The sequence below is a fragment of the Pseudomonas sp. SO81 genome, from assembly GCF_030374125.1.
In the GTDB taxonomy this organism is placed as follows: domain Bacteria; phylum Pseudomonadota; class Gammaproteobacteria; order Pseudomonadales; family Pseudomonadaceae; genus Aquipseudomonas.
Map to the genome: position 1 here is coordinate 853,941 of NZ_CP126126.1, position 17,077 is coordinate 871,017.

Consider the following 17,077-nt stretch of genomic DNA (forward strand, 5'->3'; position numbering starts at 1 on the left):
GGCTTTGTAATATCGCGAAATATAGAACCTGCCGGTTCACATATAAGGACACCAAAAGAGCTGAAGTCCTTCGGGAGTTGAACTCGTCGACATATCGGACCGTCCGTCGAATATGCGGCAGCGAGAGAGATGGCAGATATACGCCATTTGGAGTATTCCCTTCGGATAGCTGCTTCAAGAGGATGAATGCGGCAAAGCCTTCTACGCAGACGGCTCCGCTTGTTCGAAATAATGGTCATAGAAGATCGATAATAAGTGATCGGGGAAAGTTGAGCACATGATCGAAAAAGAGCATAAGCAGCACCTCTCTTACGCAAACTTTGCCGAGAGTCTGCAACATCACGCCAGGACGATTCCCGATCAACTCGCCTACCGTTTTCTGCTGGACGGCCGTGACAGCGAGGTCACCATCACCTTCGCCGAACTGGACCGCGCCGCCAGCGCCGCAGCCGCCACCCTGCAACGCCATTGTGTGCCGGGCGACCGAGTGCTGATCCTGCTCAAGCCCGGCCTCGACTATGTGACCGGCTTCCTCGCCTGCCTGTATGCCGGCCTGATCGCGGTGCCGGCCTACCCGCCAGGCGCCACCAAGACCCTGGACCGCCTGGACGGCATCCTCGGCGACTGCAACCCGGCGGCGGCCCTGACCACCCGGGAAGACACCGAGGCGATTCGCACCCGGCTGGCCGATACGGCACCGGCGACACAGGTGCTGGACATCACCCAACTCGGCACCAGCGCCAGCGACTGGAAACCCGTGGAGGTCACCCGCGCCGACGCGGCCTTCCTGCAATACACCTCGGGCTCCACCGGCACGCCCAAGGGTGTGGTGGTCACCCACGGCAACCTGATCCACAACTCGCAGAGCATCCACGAGAACTTCTCCACCCATCAGGGCAGCCACAACGTCAGCTGGCTGCCGCCGTACCACGACATGGGCCTGATCGGCGGCATCCTGCAGTCGGTCCACGTCGGCTACCCCTGCACCCTGATGGCGCCGATCCACTTCCTGCAACGCCCGCTGCGCTGGTTGCAGGCCATCAGCAAGTACCGCGGCACCATCAGCGGCGGCCCCAACTTCGCTTACGAACTGTGCCTGAAGAAGGTCAAGGAAGAGGAACTTGCCGACCTCGACCTCAGCTGCTGGGAGATCGCCTTCAACGGCGCCGAGCATGTGCGGGCGCAGACGCTCGAGTCCTTCCACGCCAAGTTCTCCCGTTGCGGCTTCCGCAGCGGCGCAGCCTTCCCCTGCTACGGCCTGGCCGAAGGCACCCTGCTGGTGACCTGCGACCGCGCCATGCGCGAGCCGGTGGTCCGCCACTTCCATGCCCCATTGCTCGAAGACAATCGCGCCGAGCCGGTGGCCCACGCCTTCGTCATGGAGTCGCCGGAGGTGCGGGTGCGCACCCTGGTCAGCAGCGGGCGCGGCATTCCCGGCCACGAGCCCTTCATCGGCGATCCGCAGACCGGCGAACCCCTGCCCGAGGGCCGGGTCGGCGAGATCTGCGTGGTTGGCGACAGCGTCGCCCAGGGCTACTGGCGGCGCCCGGAGAGCACCGCCGAGGCATTCCTCCCGGCGCGCCCGGAGCAAGCCGGGCACAGCAACTATTTCCGCAGCGGCGACCTCGGCTTCCTGCTCGACGGCGAGCTATACGTCACCGGCCGCCTCAAGGACCTGATCATCCTCAATGGCGTCAACCACCATCCCGGCGACATCGAGAGCACGGTGTTCCGCGCCGACGAGAGCTTCCGCCCGGACGGCTCGGCGGTGTTCAGCGTCGAACTGGAGGACAGCGAGCAACTGGTGGTGGCCCAGGAAGTGGAGCGGCGCTCGGTCCGGCAACTGGACGTGGCGCGCGTGCTGGCCGACATCAAGGCCGATCTCTGGCAACAGCACCGGGTGGCACAACCCATAGTCCTGCTGGTGTTCGGCGGCACGTTGCCGCGCACGTCCAGCGGCAAGGTCAGGCGCCAGGAGTGTCGGCGCCTGTTCGAACCATTGATCCGCGCGCTGCATGAGGAATTGCCGGCGGACAGCATCGAGGTGAGCAGGAAAGTCGTGGTCGCCGAGCTTGGCGGTCGTGTCCTGCTCGATTCCACTCTCAACAGCCAGACCCTGGAAGCATGAGTTTCCTGGCGGGCAGTGCCCTGCTCCGAGCTCCGACTTCCGGCCTGGTGCATACCCTGAGGGCACCGCTAGCGGCCGTGTATGACAGTGAGCGCAACTCGCCGCCGGTGCTGCCGCTGTTGCCGGAGGCCAATCAGGAGCGCCTGACCCTGGTGCGGATGCTGACGGCCATCGCCTCGGTACGTACCATCGACGACCTCAAGCTGCGCACCCAGCAGGCCCTCGCGATGTACCTGCCGTGCGAACACTTCATCTTCGCCAGCGGCCGGATCAGGGCGCACCGCGCCTTCGTCTACAACCTGATCCATACCGATGCCATGTCGGAGGAGTGCCTGGGCGAGATCGTCGGCAACGAAGGCCTGGTGCCGCCGCTGGACATCGACCTGGCCGAGCATTACGGGCGCCCGAAGTTCACTACCACCTGCGACCTGAAGACCCCGACCGAGTGCATCTGGGCCGATATCTTCCGCCGTCATGGCATCCACAACGTGGCCTGGATGGTGCTCCCGGGGCTGCAGCGCAACACCTTCACCGGCTATTACTTCGTCAACGCGGCTGCCAACATCAGCCACGAGAACAAACTGCGCATGACCGTGCTGGCGCCCTACCTGCACATCGCGCTGAACCGCGTACGCGGTAGCAAACAGCTGCGCGAGCAGCAGAACGATCGCGGCAGCCCCCAGGCATCCTCGCTGCTGTCGAGCCGGGAAACCGAGATCGCCCGCTGGGTGGTGCGCGGCAAGACCAACTGGGAAATCGGCCAGATCCTCGGCATCAGCGACAAGACAGTAAAGACGCACATGCAGAACATCCTCAGCAAACTGCATGCATCGAGTCGGGCACAGATCGCCGCGTTATTCTCCGACGAATAACAGATAACTCCGCGGAATAATAACTGGGACGGCAGTGTTGAACTGCCGTCCCATATTGCCGTTCGCCCCAGATAATTCATGACATTTATATGCCAGCGCAAAAGTCACAAATAAGCGGTGCCATTACTCCACCTGGAGTATTGAGCGCGAAACATCGGACACCCAACATCGCAACTCCCAAGTGATATCCCACAAGGAAAACACTTGTCCTCGAGAGTAATTTCGCGCAGCACCATAACAACAATTATTCACGCCTTTGGGCATTCATGCCGCTGCGCTTACAACGCCCAAGTCTTATTCCACTGCGTGGCGATATAGACCTTTTTATATGGACAGGGAACTTGTGGAGGACATGTGCATATTGACGAGATAACCGCTTCCGTCACGGCGACCGTGGCTGGACTACTGGAACTCGACTCGAGCTCCCTCGACCTGGAGCGCTCGTTCCACGAGATGGGCGTCGACTCGGTGCTCATCGTCGGACTCTCCGCCGAGTTCGAGGACCTCTTCGGCATCTCGCTGGACCCCGAGTTCGCCTACCAGCATGACAGCGTGCGCAAGATCAGCGCGCACCTGCATTCCGTCATCACCGGGGATGCGAGGTAAGCCAGCATGAGCCCTTCCCTGATCAACCGCACCCGCCAGGAACTGCTCGACTTCGCCGGTCTCGACGAGACGGTGACCAGCGCCCAAGGCACCCGCATCACCACCGCCAGCGGCCATACGCTGATCGACTTCGTCGGCCAGTTCGGCGCCGTGCCGTTCGGCTATGGCGCGCCACATATCCGCGAGGCGGCCATCGCCTTCCTCGACTCCGGCCTGCCCTCCTTCATCCAGCCGCTGGGCAACCCGCTGGCCGAGCAGCTGGCCGCGCGCCTGATCGAGATCGCTCCCGGCGAGATGGCCAGGGTCAGCTTCGCCACCAGTGGCGCGGAAACGGTGGAGGCCGCCATCAAGCTGGCGCGCGCCGCCACCAACCGCGAGCTGATCGTCGGCACCCACACCGGCTTCCACGGCAAGACCCAGGGCGCCGTGGGTGTGACCGGCAAGCCGGTCTACCGCGAGCCCTTCCATATCCGCGGCAACGGTTTCAGCCACGTGCCCTACGGCGACCTGGAAGCCCTCGAAGCGGTATTGAAGGAGCAGCGCGTCGCCGCCTTCTTCGTCGAGGCGGTGCAGGGCGAGGCCGGCATGATCACCCCGCCCGCGGGCTACCTGCTGGCCGCGCAGAACCTGTGCCGCAAGCACGGCGCCCTGTTCGTGCTGGACGAGATCCAGACCGGCCTGGGCCGCACCGGCCAGCTGTTCGCCGCCGAAGCCAACGGTCTCACCCCCGACATGCTGCTGCTGGCCAAGGCGCTGGGCGGCGGTCTGGTGCCGATCGGTGCCTGCATCTACGGCGAGCAGTGCTGGAGCCGCGACTTCGACCGCCACCACAGCTCCACCTTCGGCGTGAACGGTTTCACCGCGGCCATCGGCCTGGCGGTGATCGAGCACCTCACCGCGAACGAGCGCGCCGTGGTGCGCCAGGCGGCCGAGCGCGGCGCCTATCTGCGCACCCGCCTGGAAAACCTGGTGCAGAGCTACCCGCAGGTGTTCGAGAGCCTCGACGGCCGCGGCCTGATGCTCGGCCTCAAGTTCCGTCGCTGGTCCGGCGAACGCCTCTACACCCTGTCCCTGGCCAGCGCCTTCGGCGCCCTGGTGCCCATCGTCTGCGGCTACCTGAAGACCCGCCATGGCGTGTACTGCCTGCCGACCCTCAACGAGGGTAACGTGCTGCGCATCCAGCCGCCGCTGAGCATCGCCCAGGACGATATCGACGTGCTGGTGGACGGCCTGACCGCCGCCGCCGAGCTGATCGCCCACGACCAGCAGCACCGCCTGATCCTCGAGGCCCAGGGCTTCCCCGCCCAGCGCGGGCCGCTGGCCAAGTGGTCGGCGCCCAGCGCCGGCAAACCGCGCAGTCACGATCGCGGCGGCCGCTGCCTGGGGCGCTTCGCCTTCCTGCTGCACCCCACCACCCAGGAGAGCGTCAACGGCGACAACATAGTCGACGCCCTCGGTGTGGTCGGCGAGGAGAAGGCCTTCATGCAGGACTGGCTGGCCGAGTTCTCCGACTGGGCCAAGCCCGACCTGGATGCCGGCGTGTCCTTCCATGCCCGGCAGATCTACAACGACCAGGGCGACTATGTGGAAGGCTGGCTGGTCGGCAGCCTGCTGCAGCCGCGCGACCTGATGCGCCTGAGCCTGGGCAAGCGGCGCAAGCTGATCGACAACTACCTGGACGCGGTGCGCCCGCTGGGCGTCGACTTCGTCGGCCTCGGCGCCTACACCTCGGTGATTTCCAACGCCGGCCTGGACGTGGTCAACGACCGCTTCCACACCACCACCGGCAACAGCCTCACCGCCATGGTCGGCGTCGACGCCCTGCTCAGCACCTGCGCCAATCGCGGCGCGCCGCTGGCCAAGCGGCTGACCGGGGTGATCGGTGCCTACGGCTCGGTGGGCCGCCTGGCTAGCCTGCGCCTGGGCAAGTTCACCGAACACCTGGTGCTGCTCGGCAACGCGGCCAATCAGGGCGCCATGCACGAGCTGCGACTGGTCGGCGGCGAGCTGTATGCCACCGCCCTGCGCGGCATCCACAGCGGGCATCCGAGCGGCATCGGCAAGCCCCTCGCCGCGCTGCTGACGCAGCAGACGGTGGCCAGCCTGCTGGAGCGCGACCTGGGCGATGACGCCCAGCTGCGCGAGCTGTTCGACGCCGTCGATGCCCTGGTTCGCCAGCACAGCAACGTGCAGCCACCGGTGGTGGTCGCCTCCGACCTGGCCCACTGGCTGCCGAAGCTGGAGGCCGTGCTCTCGGCCACCTCCAACGGCTCCGCCTTCATCGACCCGGCCGCGCTGCACCACAACGCGATCATCTGCGACTGCGCGCAGCCGCCGGATATCGGTCATTCCTCGCTGCCGCAGCGTCCGGACGTGACGGTCATCGAGGGTGGCCTGATCCACCTGCCCGAGCGCGGCTACCGCTTCGGCAACCAGAACCTCACCGACCTGCCCACCGGCGTGACCTTCAGCTGCCTGGCCGAAACCATGGTCCTGACCATGGCCGGCAAGACGCGCGACTACAGCATCGGCAAGCGCCCACCGCTGGAAGAGGCCGAGGCCATCTTCGAGCTGGCCCTGAACTTCGGTTTCGCCCCCGCCGTCGAGCAACTGGTCGAGATGGCCGGATAACCACAAGAACAACTCGAGAACTATCCCATGTCGATGAAACACGCACGAAGCGTCACCGAAGCCCGCCTGCCGGGCCTGATCGCCGCCCTGGAAGCCCGCGGCCGCATGGCGCTGGAGAAGGCAGATTCCAGCGAGCTGTGCGAGCTGTTCCGCTCTTACAAGGCCGCCGGCCTGATCATTCCCGAAACCTACGGCGGCCTCGGCGCCTCGCCACGCGAGACGGTGGAGATACTGCGTGCGGTCGGCGCCCTGTGCCCGTCGCTGGCGGTGATGATGACCATGCACCACCACACCATCGCCACCATCGTGCAGCTCGGCGGCCTGATCCCGGCGGCGGACGAGCTGCTCTACGGCATCTGCCAGGACCAGCTGCTGATCGCCTCGGCCTTTGCCGAAGGCAAGGTCGGCGCGGAAATCTTCAACACCAGCGTCAAGGTCACCCCGGTCGAGGGCGGCTACCTGCTGCGCGGCACCAAGAAGCCCTGCACCATGAGCCACAACATGGACGTGATAGTCGTCGGCGTGGCTCGCGAGAACGATGACGGCAGCATCACCCAGGGCTTCGCCGTGGTGTTCAACGACGGCAACGGGGTATCCCGCGAGCGCTTCTGGAACACCCCGGTACTGCAGGCCGCCGACAGCAACGCGCTGATATTCGAGGACGTGTTCGTGCCCGCCGAGCGCATGCTGCTGGCCGAGGCCGTGGACGACGAGGCCGTGGCTGCCTCCGCCCAGGAGACCTCGCTGTCCGGCCTCTGCTGGTTCCAGCTGATGGTTGGCGGAACCTACCTGGGCGTGGCTTCGGCGCTGGTCGAGCTGCTGCTGAAGAAGCGCCACACCGAGGATGCTCCGCTGGCCCAGCTGGCCATCGAGCTGGAAGGCGCGCACCAGGCCCTGGTCGGTGCGGCCCGCGACCTGGAAGAACAGCGCGCCGCCGACGAGGCCAGCTACAGCAAGGCGCTGTGCACCCGTTTCCTGGTTCAGGGCACCATCGAGCGCTCCACCAACCTGGCAGTAGAACTGCTGGGCGGCATGGCCTTCATCGCCTCCGACGAAGTCGCCTACCTGCTGGCCGCCTCCCGGGCGATCTGCTTCCACCCGATCTCCCGCGCCGCCGCCACGCCGCTGCTCGCGGCGTACCTGCGGGATTCGGCCGCCGCACCGGCGGCGCAAGGCTAAGGCACTGCGCCGCCCCGCGCTGGCCGAGGTCGGTGCGGGCGCGGCGCGATGATCCACATGACTCAGCAGGAAGCCTGAAATCATGGCGACGACAGACACGCTCTATCCGGTGCGGCCGGGCAATATCCATCCGCTGTTCCACTTCTTCGCCATTCCACTGTTCGCCGTGCTGTTGGTGTTCAACACCGCGGCCATCGGCGTGATCCTCGCCCTGGCGCTGACGCTGCAGCTGGGCCGGCGCATCCTGCAGGCGATTCCGGGCTACTGCGCCCTCGGTGGCGTCATCACGAACACCTATCACGCCCAGGTCCAGCGCCTGGCGAACCGGGTGCTGAAGGACCCGCGCGACGAGCCCATCCTGGCCGCGGCCATCACCCTGGGCCTGACCGCCATCCCGATCTTCATCGCCCAGCTGGTCATCGTGGAGATTTCCTGGCCGCTGGTGCTGGGCTTCTACGCCTGCGTCTACGGCCCGAACATCCGCGCCTTCGTGCGCTCGTTCAGCTCCATGCACCAGGAAGGCCACAAGGTCGGCGGCCTGTTCAAGCGCGCCAGCGTGGTTGAGAAGTGGACCGGCAACTCCTTCCTCTACATGTTCTTCGCCATCCCCATGGGCCTGACCCCGCATGCGGCGGCGCACCTGCAGCAGCACCACCGGGAAAACGCCGGCCCGCTGGATGTCTACGCCACCGCCCGCTACGACCATGCCAACGCCTGGCACTTCCTCGTCTACATGGTGCGCGAGGTGATGTACCAGCAGCTGCTGGTGTCGCCGTACCTGTACTTCCGCAGCAAGCGCAAGCCGGCGCAGATGCGCAGCATGATCGTCGGCAATGTGCTGCACCTGACCCTGTTCGCCCTGCTGGCGCTTTACAGCCTGCCGATCGCGGTGCTGTACATGCTGGTGCCCTGGTGCGCGAGCAACTTCCTGATGGGTGTCATTCACTGGAGCCAGCATGCCTTCTACGGCGGCCAGCAGGACCCCAAGGACTTCATGTACAACACCGTGACCCTGCTGGAGAAGCCGGTGAACACCCTCAACGAGGGCTATCACGCCTGCCACCACCACTGGGAGAACGTGCACTGGTCGGAGAGCCCGGCGCTGTTCGAGCGCATCAAGCCGGAGCTGAAGGCCTCGCAGTCCCTGGTGTTCCGTGATCTCAGCGTGCTCGACCTGTTCCTCATGCTGATGCTGCGCCGCTTCGACGCCCTGGCCGACAAGCTGGACTGGTGGGAGCCGCTGTCCCAGGCCGAGAAGGTCGCCCTGCTCAAGCGCCGCTGCGCCGCCGCGCCCATCGCCGAGCATGAGCAGGCCTACCAGCAGAGCGCCGCCGGCCACCAGACCGCGCCCCGCCCTATTCACTTCCCCCAGCAACCACAGCGGACGTGACCTAGCCATGAGCAAAGCACTGACCCTGAAAGTGGCCTACATCGAGCGGGAAACCGAGGATGCGGTGACCATCCACCTCAAGCAGCCGCTGCTGCGCAAGATCCGCTACACCGCCGGCCAGTACCTGACCCTGGAAGTCGACGTGGATGGCGACGGCGCCAAGGGCTGTCGGGCCTACTCGATCAGCAGCACGCCGGGCCTGGACAAGACCCTGTCGATCACGGTCAAGCGCATCGCCGGCGGCAAGGTGTCCAACCGCCTGGTGCAGCAGCTGGCCGCCGGCGATGCAGTGCATACCCTGGGCGCCCACGGGCGCTTCACCTTCGCCCCGCAGCCGGGCAAGCGCCGCCACCTGGTGCTGTTCGCCGCCGGCAGCGGCATCACGCCGATCTTCTCCATCCTCAAGTCGGCGCTGCACTTCGAGGCGGACTCGCGGGTGTCGCTGATCTATGGCAACCGCAACACCGACTCGGTGATCTTCCGCGACAAGCTTGAGCAGCTGCAGCGCCTGTTCGGCGAGCGCCTGAACCTGCTGCACGTGCTGTCCCAGCCGCAGTCGCCCCACCCGCACAGCGGCCGCCTGACCCGCCAGCGGGTCAGCGAAATCCTCCAGGCCCTGCCGAACCCGCCGGGCTACGCCATCGAGTACTACGCCTGCGGCCCCAACGGCATGATGGACGAAGTGACCGAGGCTCTGCAGGCCATGGGCGTCCCTCCCGAAGCGGTGCACATGGAGAGCTTCACCCCGGCCAAGGCCAGCCCCCAGCCGGCGGCGCAGTCCAACGCGCCGAAGCAGGTTCAGCTGCTGATGCAGGGCCAGGAATTCAACTTCGCCGTGCCCCCGGGTCAGACCATTCTCGAGGCCGCTCTGGCCAACGGCGTACAGCCGCCCTTCTCCTGCCGCAGCGGCTTCTGCACCGCCTGCATCTGCACCAAGCTGGCCGGCGAAGTAGAGATGCGCGAGGACCATGGCCTGTCCTCGGCCGAGTTGAAGATGGGCCACGCGCTCATGTGCATCGGCTATCCGGCGACGGACGACGTGCGACTGCAGGTCGAGTAACCCAGAACAATCCGAGGAAGGTGGACGTGGTGGATAGAGAAGCGATTCTGGCGGCACAAGACGAGATCCGCCTGGCCAAGCGCGCGGAGCTGAAGGTCGACCGCGAGCGCCAGGCGCAGCTGCTGGCCCTGCAGCAGCCCGACCCGGTCAGATTCCTGCTCTGGTCGGCGCTGCACGTGGCGGTGTGGATCGCAGGCGCCGCCGCCATCCTGCTCAGCGATCACTGGCTGGTGCAGCTGCTCGCCGTGCTGGTGCTCGGCAACCAGATGCACGCCTTCACCATCCTGCAGCACGATTGCGGCCACCAGAACGCCTTCCGCTCCGCCATCTGCAACCTCTGGGTCGGACGCTTCTTCGCCTGGTTCATCGTGTTCCCCTACTCGTCCTTCACCGAGTGCCACAAGTACCACCACCGCTACCTGGGCGATGCGGACAAGGACCCGGACGAGTGGAACTACGCCAGTGGCGTGAAGTGGATGTTCCTGCGCATCGCCGTGTTCGTGCCGCGCTTCACCTACTTCTCCCTGGTGCGCTACGGCAGCCAGGTGCGCAACCTGGTGCTGCGCGAGCTGGTGTTCAACCTGCTGACGATGGTGGCGCTCGGCGTCTGGTTCTACAGCATGGGCATGCTCTACCAGTTCGTGCTGATCTTCATCCTGCCGGTGCTGCTGCTGGCGCTGCTGATCAACCCGATCTCGCGCGGCTACGAACACTTCCCCATGGCCACCCTCGGCAGCGAGGACGAGCAGCGCCTAGACCTGGCACACAACACCATCACCATACCCAGCCGCGTGCTCAGCCTGATCTGGGCCAACATCAACTACCACGTCGAGCACCACGTCTATCCGGGCGTGCCGTTCTTCAATCTGCACAAGGTCCACGCGCTGCTCGACAACAAGCCGTTCCTGCGCGACCGCTGGCTGCTCGCCCGCCTGTTCGCCCGTCAGCCGCGGGAGCCCCGCCACGGGGCTGCGCCGGCCGCCGATGCCAGCTGAGGAGAGGACAATGGACTGTCTGTTCTGCAGGATCGCCGCCGGCACCGAACGCTCCGTAAAGGTCTACGAGGACGAGCACTGCTTCGCCTTCATGGACATCCACCCGCTGGGCCAGGGCCATGTGCTGCTGATTCCGCGCCAGCACGTGGAGACGCTCGACCAGCTGCCGGCCGCCACCCGCCAGCATCTCTACCTGACCTTCGACAAGCTGCTCGCCGCCCAGCGTCGCGCCGGCTTCGGCGTCGAGGGCTCGCACCTGATCGTCAACGACGGCAAGGCCAGCAACCAGCACATCCCCCATGCCCACCTGCACCTGATCCCGCGCAAGCGCGGCGATGGCCTGGGCTTCGGCTGGCGCATGTTCCTGCACTTCACCGGCCTGTTCGGCCCGCGTACCGGCCAGGACATCCTGCAGGTGCAGGCGGATGCCATCGCCGCGCAGATCGAGCAGCCCGCCCGAGCGCGCGCCGCGTCCGACGAGGCGCTGGCCCAGGTCCGTTGAGCTTGCCCACGCGATAGAAACCCAGCAGCGACAAGAGAAGAAGATGACTGCACAGCTCAACGCGTCCCTGACAGCGGAGAAGATCTACCGGGTCCTGATCATCGGTGCCGGTTTCTCCGGCATCGGCATGGCCGTGCGCCTCAAGCAGCGCGGCGAAGACGACTTCGTGGTGTACGAGAAGGAAGCCGGCGTCGGCGGCACCTGGTGGGTCAACCAGTACCCCGGCTGCGCCTGCGACATCCCCTCGCACCTCTACTCGTTCTCCTTCGAGCCGAACCCGGACTGGTCGCGGCGCTTCTCACCGCAGCCGGAGATCCGCGACTACCTGGCGCATTGCGCGAACAAGTACCAGCTGCTGCAGCATATCCACTTCCAGCGGGAAGTAGCCTCGCTGCGCTGGCTGGAAAAGCGCGCGCTGTGGCAGGTCACCGATGGCGCCGGCCAGGTGGTGTTCGCCCGCTTCGTGGTTGCCGGCACCGGCGCCCTGTCCACGCCCGACTACCCGAACATCGCCGGCCTGCAGCGCTTTCGTGGCCGCGTCTTCCACTCCCAACACTGGGACCACGATTACGACCTCAAGGGCAAGCGCATCGGCGTGATCGGCACCGGTGCCTCGGCCATCCAGTTCATTCCCGAGATCCAGCCGGCCGCCGGTGCACTCACGGTGTTCCAGCGCACCCCGCCGTGGATCATCCCCAAGCCGGATCGTGGCTTCTCGGGCTTCGAGCGCGGCCTGCTGCGGCGTTTCCCGCGGCTGCAGCGGCTGGTCAGAAGCTTCATCTACGCGACCCACGAGACCCGCGCCCTGGGCTTCGCCTTCAATCCGCGACTGATGGCCTTCCATCGCTTCCTGGCCCTCAACCTGCTGCGTCGCCAGGTGCGCGACCCGGAGCTGCGCCGCCAGCTTACGCCGCGCTACGCCATCGGCTGCAAGCGCATCCTGATCTCCAACGACTACTACCCGGCCATCACCCAGGCCAATGTCAGCCTGGTGACCCAGGGCATCCGCGAGATCGACGAGGACGCGGTGATCACCGAGGACGGCCAGCGCCACCCGGTCGATCTGCTGATCCTCGGCACCGGCTTCAAGGCCAGCACGCCCTTCCCGCGCGGGATGATCTTCGGCCGCGACGGCCAGGACATTCTCGACACCTGGAGCCAGGGCCCCGAGGCCTACAAGGGCACCACGGTGGCGGGCTTCCCCAACCTGTTCCTGCTGATGGGCCCCAATACCGGGCTCGGCCACAACTCCATCGTCTACATGATCGAGTCGCAGGTCGCCTACATCCTCGGCGCCCTGGATACCCTGGAGGCCCAGGGGGCGAACAGCCTGGATATCCAGCCGCAGGTGCAGGAGCGCTTCAATGCGGCCCTGCGCAGCCGAATGCAGGGCGCAGTGTGGTCCGTGGGCAATTGCCGCAGCTGGTACAAGCACGCGGAGAGCGGGCGCAACGTGGTGATCTGGCCGGGCTTCAGCTGGAGCTTCCGCCGCGCGACACGGCGCTTCGATGCTGAGGCCTACCGCCTGACCGACACCACCGATTGATCCCCCCTCAGTACAAGGAAACCCTGATGAGCCCGTCCGGAAAAACCATCTTCGCCTTTGGCTGCTACCTGCTGGTGCTGGGGGCAACGCTGCTGCTGGCACCCAACCTGCTGCTGGCGCTGTTCGGCTTCCCACTGACCGAAGAGGTGTGGATCCGCATCGTCGGGCTGCTGGTGATCTATCTGGGCATCTACTACAGCCTGGCCGGGCGCCGGGACCTGCGGCCCTTCATCGCCGCCACCGTGCCGGTGCGCGCCTCGGTGCTGGCGGTGTTCGGCGTCTTCGTCGCCACCGGCATGGTCTCGCCCATGCTGCTGGTGCTCGGCCTGCCGGATCTGCTCGGCGCGCTGTGGACCTGGCGGGCTCTGCGCAGCGAGCGCTTCTCGACCGCCCTCGCCAGCACCTGAAAGAAATGACCCGCCATCTGCCGGCGGGTCGATTCCCTGCTCTTACTGCTGGCCGCCAGCCGACTCCTGACAGAGCTGCTTGGCCAGCATGCCGAGGGTCATGATCGCCCGCTCCGACTCGCGGTTCCACGGCACGCCACAGGTCAGGCGCAGGCAGTGGTTGAACTGCTCGGTGTTGCTGAAGATCATCCCCGGCGCGATGCTGATGCCCTGCTGCAGCGCCCGCACATGCAGCTCCTGGGCGCTGACCTTGCCCGGCAGACTGACCCAGAGGATGAAGCCACCGTAGGGGCGGGTCATCTGCGTGCCTTCGGGGAAGTGCTGCTGCACCGCCAGTTGGTAAGCGGTCATGTTCTTGCGGTACTCCTGGCGGATATGCCGCAGGTGGCGGTCGTAGCCCCCGTTCTCCAGGTAGGCGGCCACGCCCATCTGGGTCACGCTGCAGGCCGAGTGGGTACTGAAGGTCTGCAGCCGCTCCACTTCTTCCTGATAGCCGCCGGCGATGATCCAGCCGATGCGCACGCCCGGTGACAGGGTCTTGGAGAAGCTCGAGCAGTACACCACCTGGTCGTCACGATCATGGGCCTTGAGCGCCTTGCTGCGCCCTGGCTCGAACAGCAGCTCGCCATAGATGTCGTCCTCGATCACCTGGATGCCGTGATCGCGGGTCAGGCGCAGCAGCTGCTTCTGCCGCTCCTCGGGAATGCTGCCGCCCAGCGGATTGGACAGCCGCGCGGTCAGCACCAGGGCCTTGATCGGCCACTGGTTGGCGGCCAGCTGCAAGGCCTCCAGGCTGAGGCCGGTAGTCGGGTCGCTGGGAATCTCGATGACCTTGAGGCCGAGCACTTCGGCCAGCTGCAGCAGGCCGTAATAGGTCGGCGACTCGGCGGCGATCAGGTCGCCGGGCTGGGTCAGCACGCGCAGGGCCATGTGGATGGCGTCCACGCAGCCGTGGGTGATCACCACTTCGGAAGGATCGACCACCACGCCGGCATCGCGCATGCGGATCGCCACCTGGCGACGCAGCGGCTCGTAGCCGGGGCTGAACATGTAGCTGAAGGCGCGCGGGCTTTGGAAGCGGGTGACCTTGGCCAATTGCTGGTGCAGCGAGCGCACCGGCAGGTAGTCCACGTGCGGCACGGCGGCGCCGAGGGGAAACACGCCGTCCTGGCGCGAATCGTTGAGCACCTGGCTGATGATGCTGCTGCGGGTGACCATGGCCGGCCGCTCGACGCGGGCAATATCCGGCGTGGAGGCAGTCAGGCCAGCGGTCTGGTGCACGTAGAAACCGGATTGCGGGCGCGCGCGGATCAGGCCCATGTCTTCCAGGTTGGCATAGGCCTGCAGCACGGTGGCGTGGCTGACGCTGAGCTGCGAACTCATCTTACGCACCGAGGGCACGCGCTCGCCCGGCTGGTAGACACCGCGGCGAATATCCTCGGCCAGCTGCTGGGCGATGCGCTGGTAAAGCAACAAACTGGTCATGAGGAGGCTCCTTGCAGTACTGAACCGTAACAGTAGCGAAATGCAGTTGATGCTTGACGATACAGTCAGAACATTTGCCAGCGGTACAGTTCCATCTGTTCTAGTTTAGGCGCGGACCTTCATGGGCCTGATTAGACTTTGGTCTAATAAAAAACCCCGGGCCGAGGCACCGGGGTTTCGTTGAGCGCAGGTTGCTTAGCGGTAATCGCCGAGCTGGCCAGCCTCGTCGGAGATCAGTATCTCGACCCGGCGATTCTGCGCGCGGCCCTTGGCCGAGGCGTTCTCCGCCAAGGGATGGGCCTCGCCATAACCTTTCACCTGCATGCGCTTGGCATCGATGCCGAGGTCGGCCAGCACGTCGGCCACCGCCTGGGCACGGGCCCGCGACAGCTCGAGATTCTCTGCCGCCACGCCACGGTTATCGGTGTAGCCCTCGATGCGGATGGTGCGCCGCGGGTTGATCTGGAGGAACTGCACCAGCTTGAGGATGGTGCGGTTGGCGGAAGCCTTCAGCTCGGTACGACCGGCGTCGAACAGTACGTCACCAAGGGTCATGACCAGGCCGCGATCGGTCTCGCTGGCGGCCAGGCTGACCACCTGCTCCTCCAGCCACGGGCCCTGTTGCTGGGCGCTGAGCAGCTTGGCCTCGCGCAGCGCCAGCTGCAGGCGCTCGCGCTCCAGCTCGAGCTTGGCCAGGCGCTCCTGGTTGAGGTTGAGGTCGGCGTGCTGGCGGGCGATCTGGCTGTAGCGTTGGCTGAGGAAGGCGTAGTGCTCGACGTCGTCGGCGCTGCCCCAGTAATTGGACAGACGCTCGGCGCGGGCCAGCGACTCACCCGCACGGATCACATCCTTGGGCGCGCTGCGCAGCACGTCCGGATCTTCCTTCACCTGCTGAAAGCTGGCCTCGGCCTCGCCCAGCACCTGCTGGCTATGCTGGCTGGCACAACCGCCCAGCAGCGCCAGGGAGAGCAGCAGAGCGCCGCCCATGGTCATCTTCGGCATCACGGCAGCTCTCCCAGTTGCTTGCGCAGGCGGGTGAGGCGCGCGTTCAGTTCATCGAGCTGCTTCTGGCTCTTCTGGTTGAGGACCTTGGCCTCGGCGAGACGAGCGTCGAGCTCGGCCTGTTCGGCGAACACCCGGGCGCGCTTGTAGTCCTCCTCGCCCATGTTCTTCTCGGCGCGGGCCAGCTTGCGTTCGGCCTCACGCATCTCCTCGAGTTGCGGATCTGCACCGACCGCGCGCGCCTGCTCGACGGCCTGAACGGTGAGGCGCATCTGCTCGTTCGGCGCCGGGTCGTTGGCACAGCCGGCCAGCGCCAGCACTGCCAGGACAAGGGTTAGACGTGGGTTCACTGAGAATCTTCCTGCTCTTGCGGGGGAACGTCGGCGGCTTGCGCCTGCTGGGCTTTCCAGCGCTCCAGATTGCGCTGCAGGAGGGACTCCGGCAGGCCGGCGGCGGTCAATTCTGTCATCTTTTTCGCCAGCTGTCCGCGCAGCCAGGGATCGTTGCAGGCGGAGTTGTGTGACAGGGTCAGGTACAGGCCTTCACTGGAGATCGGCGGCTCCAGGGTTTCCAGGCTCTCCAGCATGCCCTGGGTGTTGGCTAGCGCCACGCCTGGGTAGCGCTCGTATATCACGTAGTCGGTGCGCCCTAGCAACAGTTTCTGGAAGGCCTGGATCAGGCTGGGCACTTCCTCGAGGCTGAGGTTGGCCTTGGCGAAACTGTCGAACTGCTGACCGAAACTGTTGTGCACCAATGTGCCGCCGGTACGCCCGCGTAGATCCTCCCAGCCGCTGTAGGGGAAGCCCTGGCCCTTGCGCACCCAGACCACGCTGGGCGTGCTGAAGAAGGCCGGATGCACGTAGTCCATGCTCTCCAGGCGTGGCAGGGTGAGGAAGGCGCCGGCCAGCAGGTCGACCCGACCGGTGCGCACCTCGTCCTGGGCGCGGGACCAGGGGCCGGTATAGATGATCTCGATCTTCACGCCCAGCTGCTTGCCGATCAGCGTCAGCAGGTCGGCATTGGCACCGATCAGGTGCTGCGGGCTCTGCGGGTCGCGCCAAAGATAGGGCGGATACTCGGGATTGCCGGTGGCCACCAGGCGCTCGCACTTGCCGGCGGCCGAGGCCAGACCGGGAAGCAGCAACAGGCCCATGAGGCCGAGGATTTTCAACGACAACATCTTTCGCATCGGAAGCACCGCTGGTATGCGTGGCAAGCGGCGGGCCATCACCAGCCCCGCACTCTTCATGCTAGCGTAGCAAGCACGCCTAATA

General features: G+C 65.8%; 15 protein-coding genes. 11 read left to right on the top strand and 4 right to left on the bottom strand.

Going from position 1 to position 17,077, the window contains the following annotated elements; translation table 11 throughout:
- Positions 1-277 precede the first annotated feature (277 nt).
- The 11 genes from OH686_RS04060 (at position 278) to OH686_RS04110 (ending at position 13,316) form a co-directional block, all read left to right on the top strand.
- A complete protein-coding gene (locus OH686_RS04060; protein ID WP_289536327.1) occupies positions 278-2,128 on the top strand; it encodes a fatty acyl-AMP ligase in 1,851 nt (616 codons plus the stop codon).
- Entirely contained in the window at positions 2,125-3,000 is an 876-nt protein-coding gene (locus tag OH686_RS04065) for a LuxR C-terminal-related transcriptional regulator (protein ID WP_289536328.1), read from the top strand. Before OH686_RS04060 ends, OH686_RS04065 begins: the two co-directional genes overlap by 4 nt.
- A gap of 393 nt (positions 3,001-3,393) precedes the next feature.
- Positions 3,394-3,606 carry an acyl carrier protein gene (locus tag OH686_RS04070; RefSeq protein ID WP_289536330.1) on the top strand — a complete coding sequence of 71 codons (213 nt, stop codon included), beginning with the start codon at positions 3,394-3,396 and terminating at the stop codon, positions 3,604-3,606.
- A 6-nt stretch (positions 3,607-3,612) separates the two neighbouring features.
- Positions 3,613-6,237 (top strand): aminotransferase class III-fold pyridoxal phosphate-dependent enzyme, encoded by a 2,625-nt coding sequence (locus OH686_RS04075; RefSeq protein ID WP_289536331.1) that lies wholly within the window; start codon positions 3,613-3,615, stop codon positions 6,235-6,237.
- 27 nt (positions 6,238-6,264) lie between these two features.
- Positions 6,265-7,416 carry an acyl-CoA dehydrogenase family protein gene (locus tag OH686_RS04080; RefSeq protein WP_289536332.1) on the top strand — a complete coding sequence of 384 codons (1,152 nt, stop codon included), beginning with the start codon at positions 6,265-6,267 and terminating at the stop codon, positions 7,414-7,416.
- Between the two features lie 82 nt (positions 7,417-7,498).
- A complete protein-coding gene (locus tag OH686_RS04085) occupies positions 7,499-8,806 on the top strand; it encodes a fatty acid desaturase (RefSeq protein ID WP_289536334.1) in 1,308 nt (435 codons plus the stop codon).
- 7 nt (positions 8,807-8,813) lie between these two features.
- On the top strand, positions 8,814-9,866 hold the full coding sequence (locus OH686_RS04090; RefSeq protein ID WP_289536335.1) for a ferredoxin--NADP reductase: 1,053 nt from the start codon (positions 8,814-8,816) through the stop codon (positions 9,864-9,866).
- Between the two features lie 29 nt (positions 9,867-9,895).
- Entirely contained in the window at positions 9,896-10,861 is a 966-nt protein-coding gene (locus OH686_RS04095; protein ID WP_289536337.1) for a fatty acid desaturase family protein, read from the top strand.
- A 10-nt stretch (positions 10,862-10,871) separates the two neighbouring features.
- Complete coding sequence (locus OH686_RS04100) at positions 10,872-11,363, top strand: HIT family protein (RefSeq protein WP_289536338.1); 492 nt, start codon at positions 10,872-10,874, stop codon at positions 11,361-11,363.
- Positions 11,364-11,406: 43 nt separating this feature from the next.
- Positions 11,407-12,909 carry a flavin-containing monooxygenase gene (locus tag OH686_RS04105; protein ID WP_289536340.1) on the top strand — a complete coding sequence of 501 codons (1,503 nt, stop codon included), beginning with the start codon at positions 11,407-11,409 and terminating at the stop codon, positions 12,907-12,909.
- 26 nt (positions 12,910-12,935) lie between these two features.
- The gene (locus tag OH686_RS04110) at positions 12,936-13,316 is read left to right on the top strand and encodes a hypothetical protein (protein WP_289536342.1); all 381 of its coding nucleotides are present in this window, start codon (positions 12,936-12,938) and stop codon (positions 13,314-13,316) included.
- 42 nt (positions 13,317-13,358) lie between these two features.
- On the opposite strand, the gene OH686_RS04115 is transcribed toward OH686_RS04110, so the two are convergent.
- From OH686_RS04115 to OH686_RS04130, 4 genes are all read right to left on the bottom strand, one after another.
- On the bottom strand, positions 13,359-14,801 hold the full coding sequence (locus OH686_RS04115; RefSeq protein ID WP_137972574.1) for an aminotransferase-like domain-containing protein: 1,443 nt from the start codon (positions 14,799-14,801) through the stop codon (positions 13,359-13,361).
- Positions 14,802-14,996: 195 nt separating this feature from the next.
- On the bottom strand, positions 14,997-15,803 hold the full coding sequence (locus OH686_RS04120; protein ID WP_289538814.1) for an OmpA family protein: 807 nt from the start codon (positions 15,801-15,803) through the stop codon (positions 14,997-14,999).
- Entirely contained in the window at positions 15,803-16,129 is a 327-nt protein-coding gene (locus tag OH686_RS04125) for a DUF4398 domain-containing protein (RefSeq protein ID WP_137973391.1), read from the bottom strand. The genes OH686_RS04120 and OH686_RS04125 overlap by 1 nt, the downstream gene beginning before the upstream one ends.
- A 20-nt stretch (positions 16,130-16,149) precedes the next feature.
- Complete coding sequence (locus OH686_RS04130) at positions 16,150-16,983, bottom strand: substrate-binding periplasmic protein (RefSeq protein WP_289536344.1); 834 nt, start codon at positions 16,981-16,983, stop codon at positions 16,150-16,152.
- Positions 16,984-17,077: the final 94 nt, after the last annotated feature.

Bases quoted from the DNA above. Each gene is read 5' to 3' on its own strand.
- OH686_RS04060 (WP_289536327.1), top strand. From the start codon at position 278: ATGATCGAAAAAGAGCATAAGCAGCACCTCTCTTACGCAAACTTTGCC.
- OH686_RS04065 (WP_289536328.1), top strand. From the start codon at position 2,125: ATGAGTTTCCTGGCGGGCAGTGCCCTGCTCCGAGCTCCGACTTCCGGC.
- OH686_RS04075 (WP_289536331.1), top strand. From the start codon at position 3,613: ATGAGCCCTTCCCTGATCAACCGCACCCGCCAGGAACTGCTCGACTTC.
- OH686_RS04080 (WP_289536332.1), top strand. From the start codon at position 6,265: ATGTCGATGAAACACGCACGAAGCGTCACCGAAGCCCGCCTGCCGGGC.
- OH686_RS04085 (WP_289536334.1), top strand. From the start codon at position 7,499: ATGGCGACGACAGACACGCTCTATCCGGTGCGGCCGGGCAATATCCAT.
- OH686_RS04090 (WP_289536335.1), top strand. From the start codon at position 8,814: ATGAGCAAAGCACTGACCCTGAAAGTGGCCTACATCGAGCGGGAAACC.
- OH686_RS04100 (WP_289536338.1), top strand. From the start codon at position 10,872: ATGGACTGTCTGTTCTGCAGGATCGCCGCCGGCACCGAACGCTCCGTA.
- OH686_RS04105 (WP_289536340.1), top strand. From the start codon at position 11,407: ATGACTGCACAGCTCAACGCGTCCCTGACAGCGGAGAAGATCTACCGG.
- OH686_RS04110 (WP_289536342.1), top strand. From the start codon at position 12,936: ATGAGCCCGTCCGGAAAAACCATCTTCGCCTTTGGCTGCTACCTGCTG.
- OH686_RS04115 (WP_137972574.1), bottom strand. From the start codon at position 14,801: ATGACCAGTTTGTTGCTTTACCAGCGCATCGCCCAGCAGCTGGCCGAG.
- OH686_RS04120 (WP_289538814.1), bottom strand. From the start codon at position 15,803: ATGCCGAAGATGACCATGGGCGGCGCTCTGCTGCTCTCCCTGGCGCTG.
- OH686_RS04130 (WP_289536344.1), bottom strand. From the start codon at position 16,983: ATGTTGTCGTTGAAAATCCTCGGCCTCATGGGCCTGTTGCTGCTTCCC.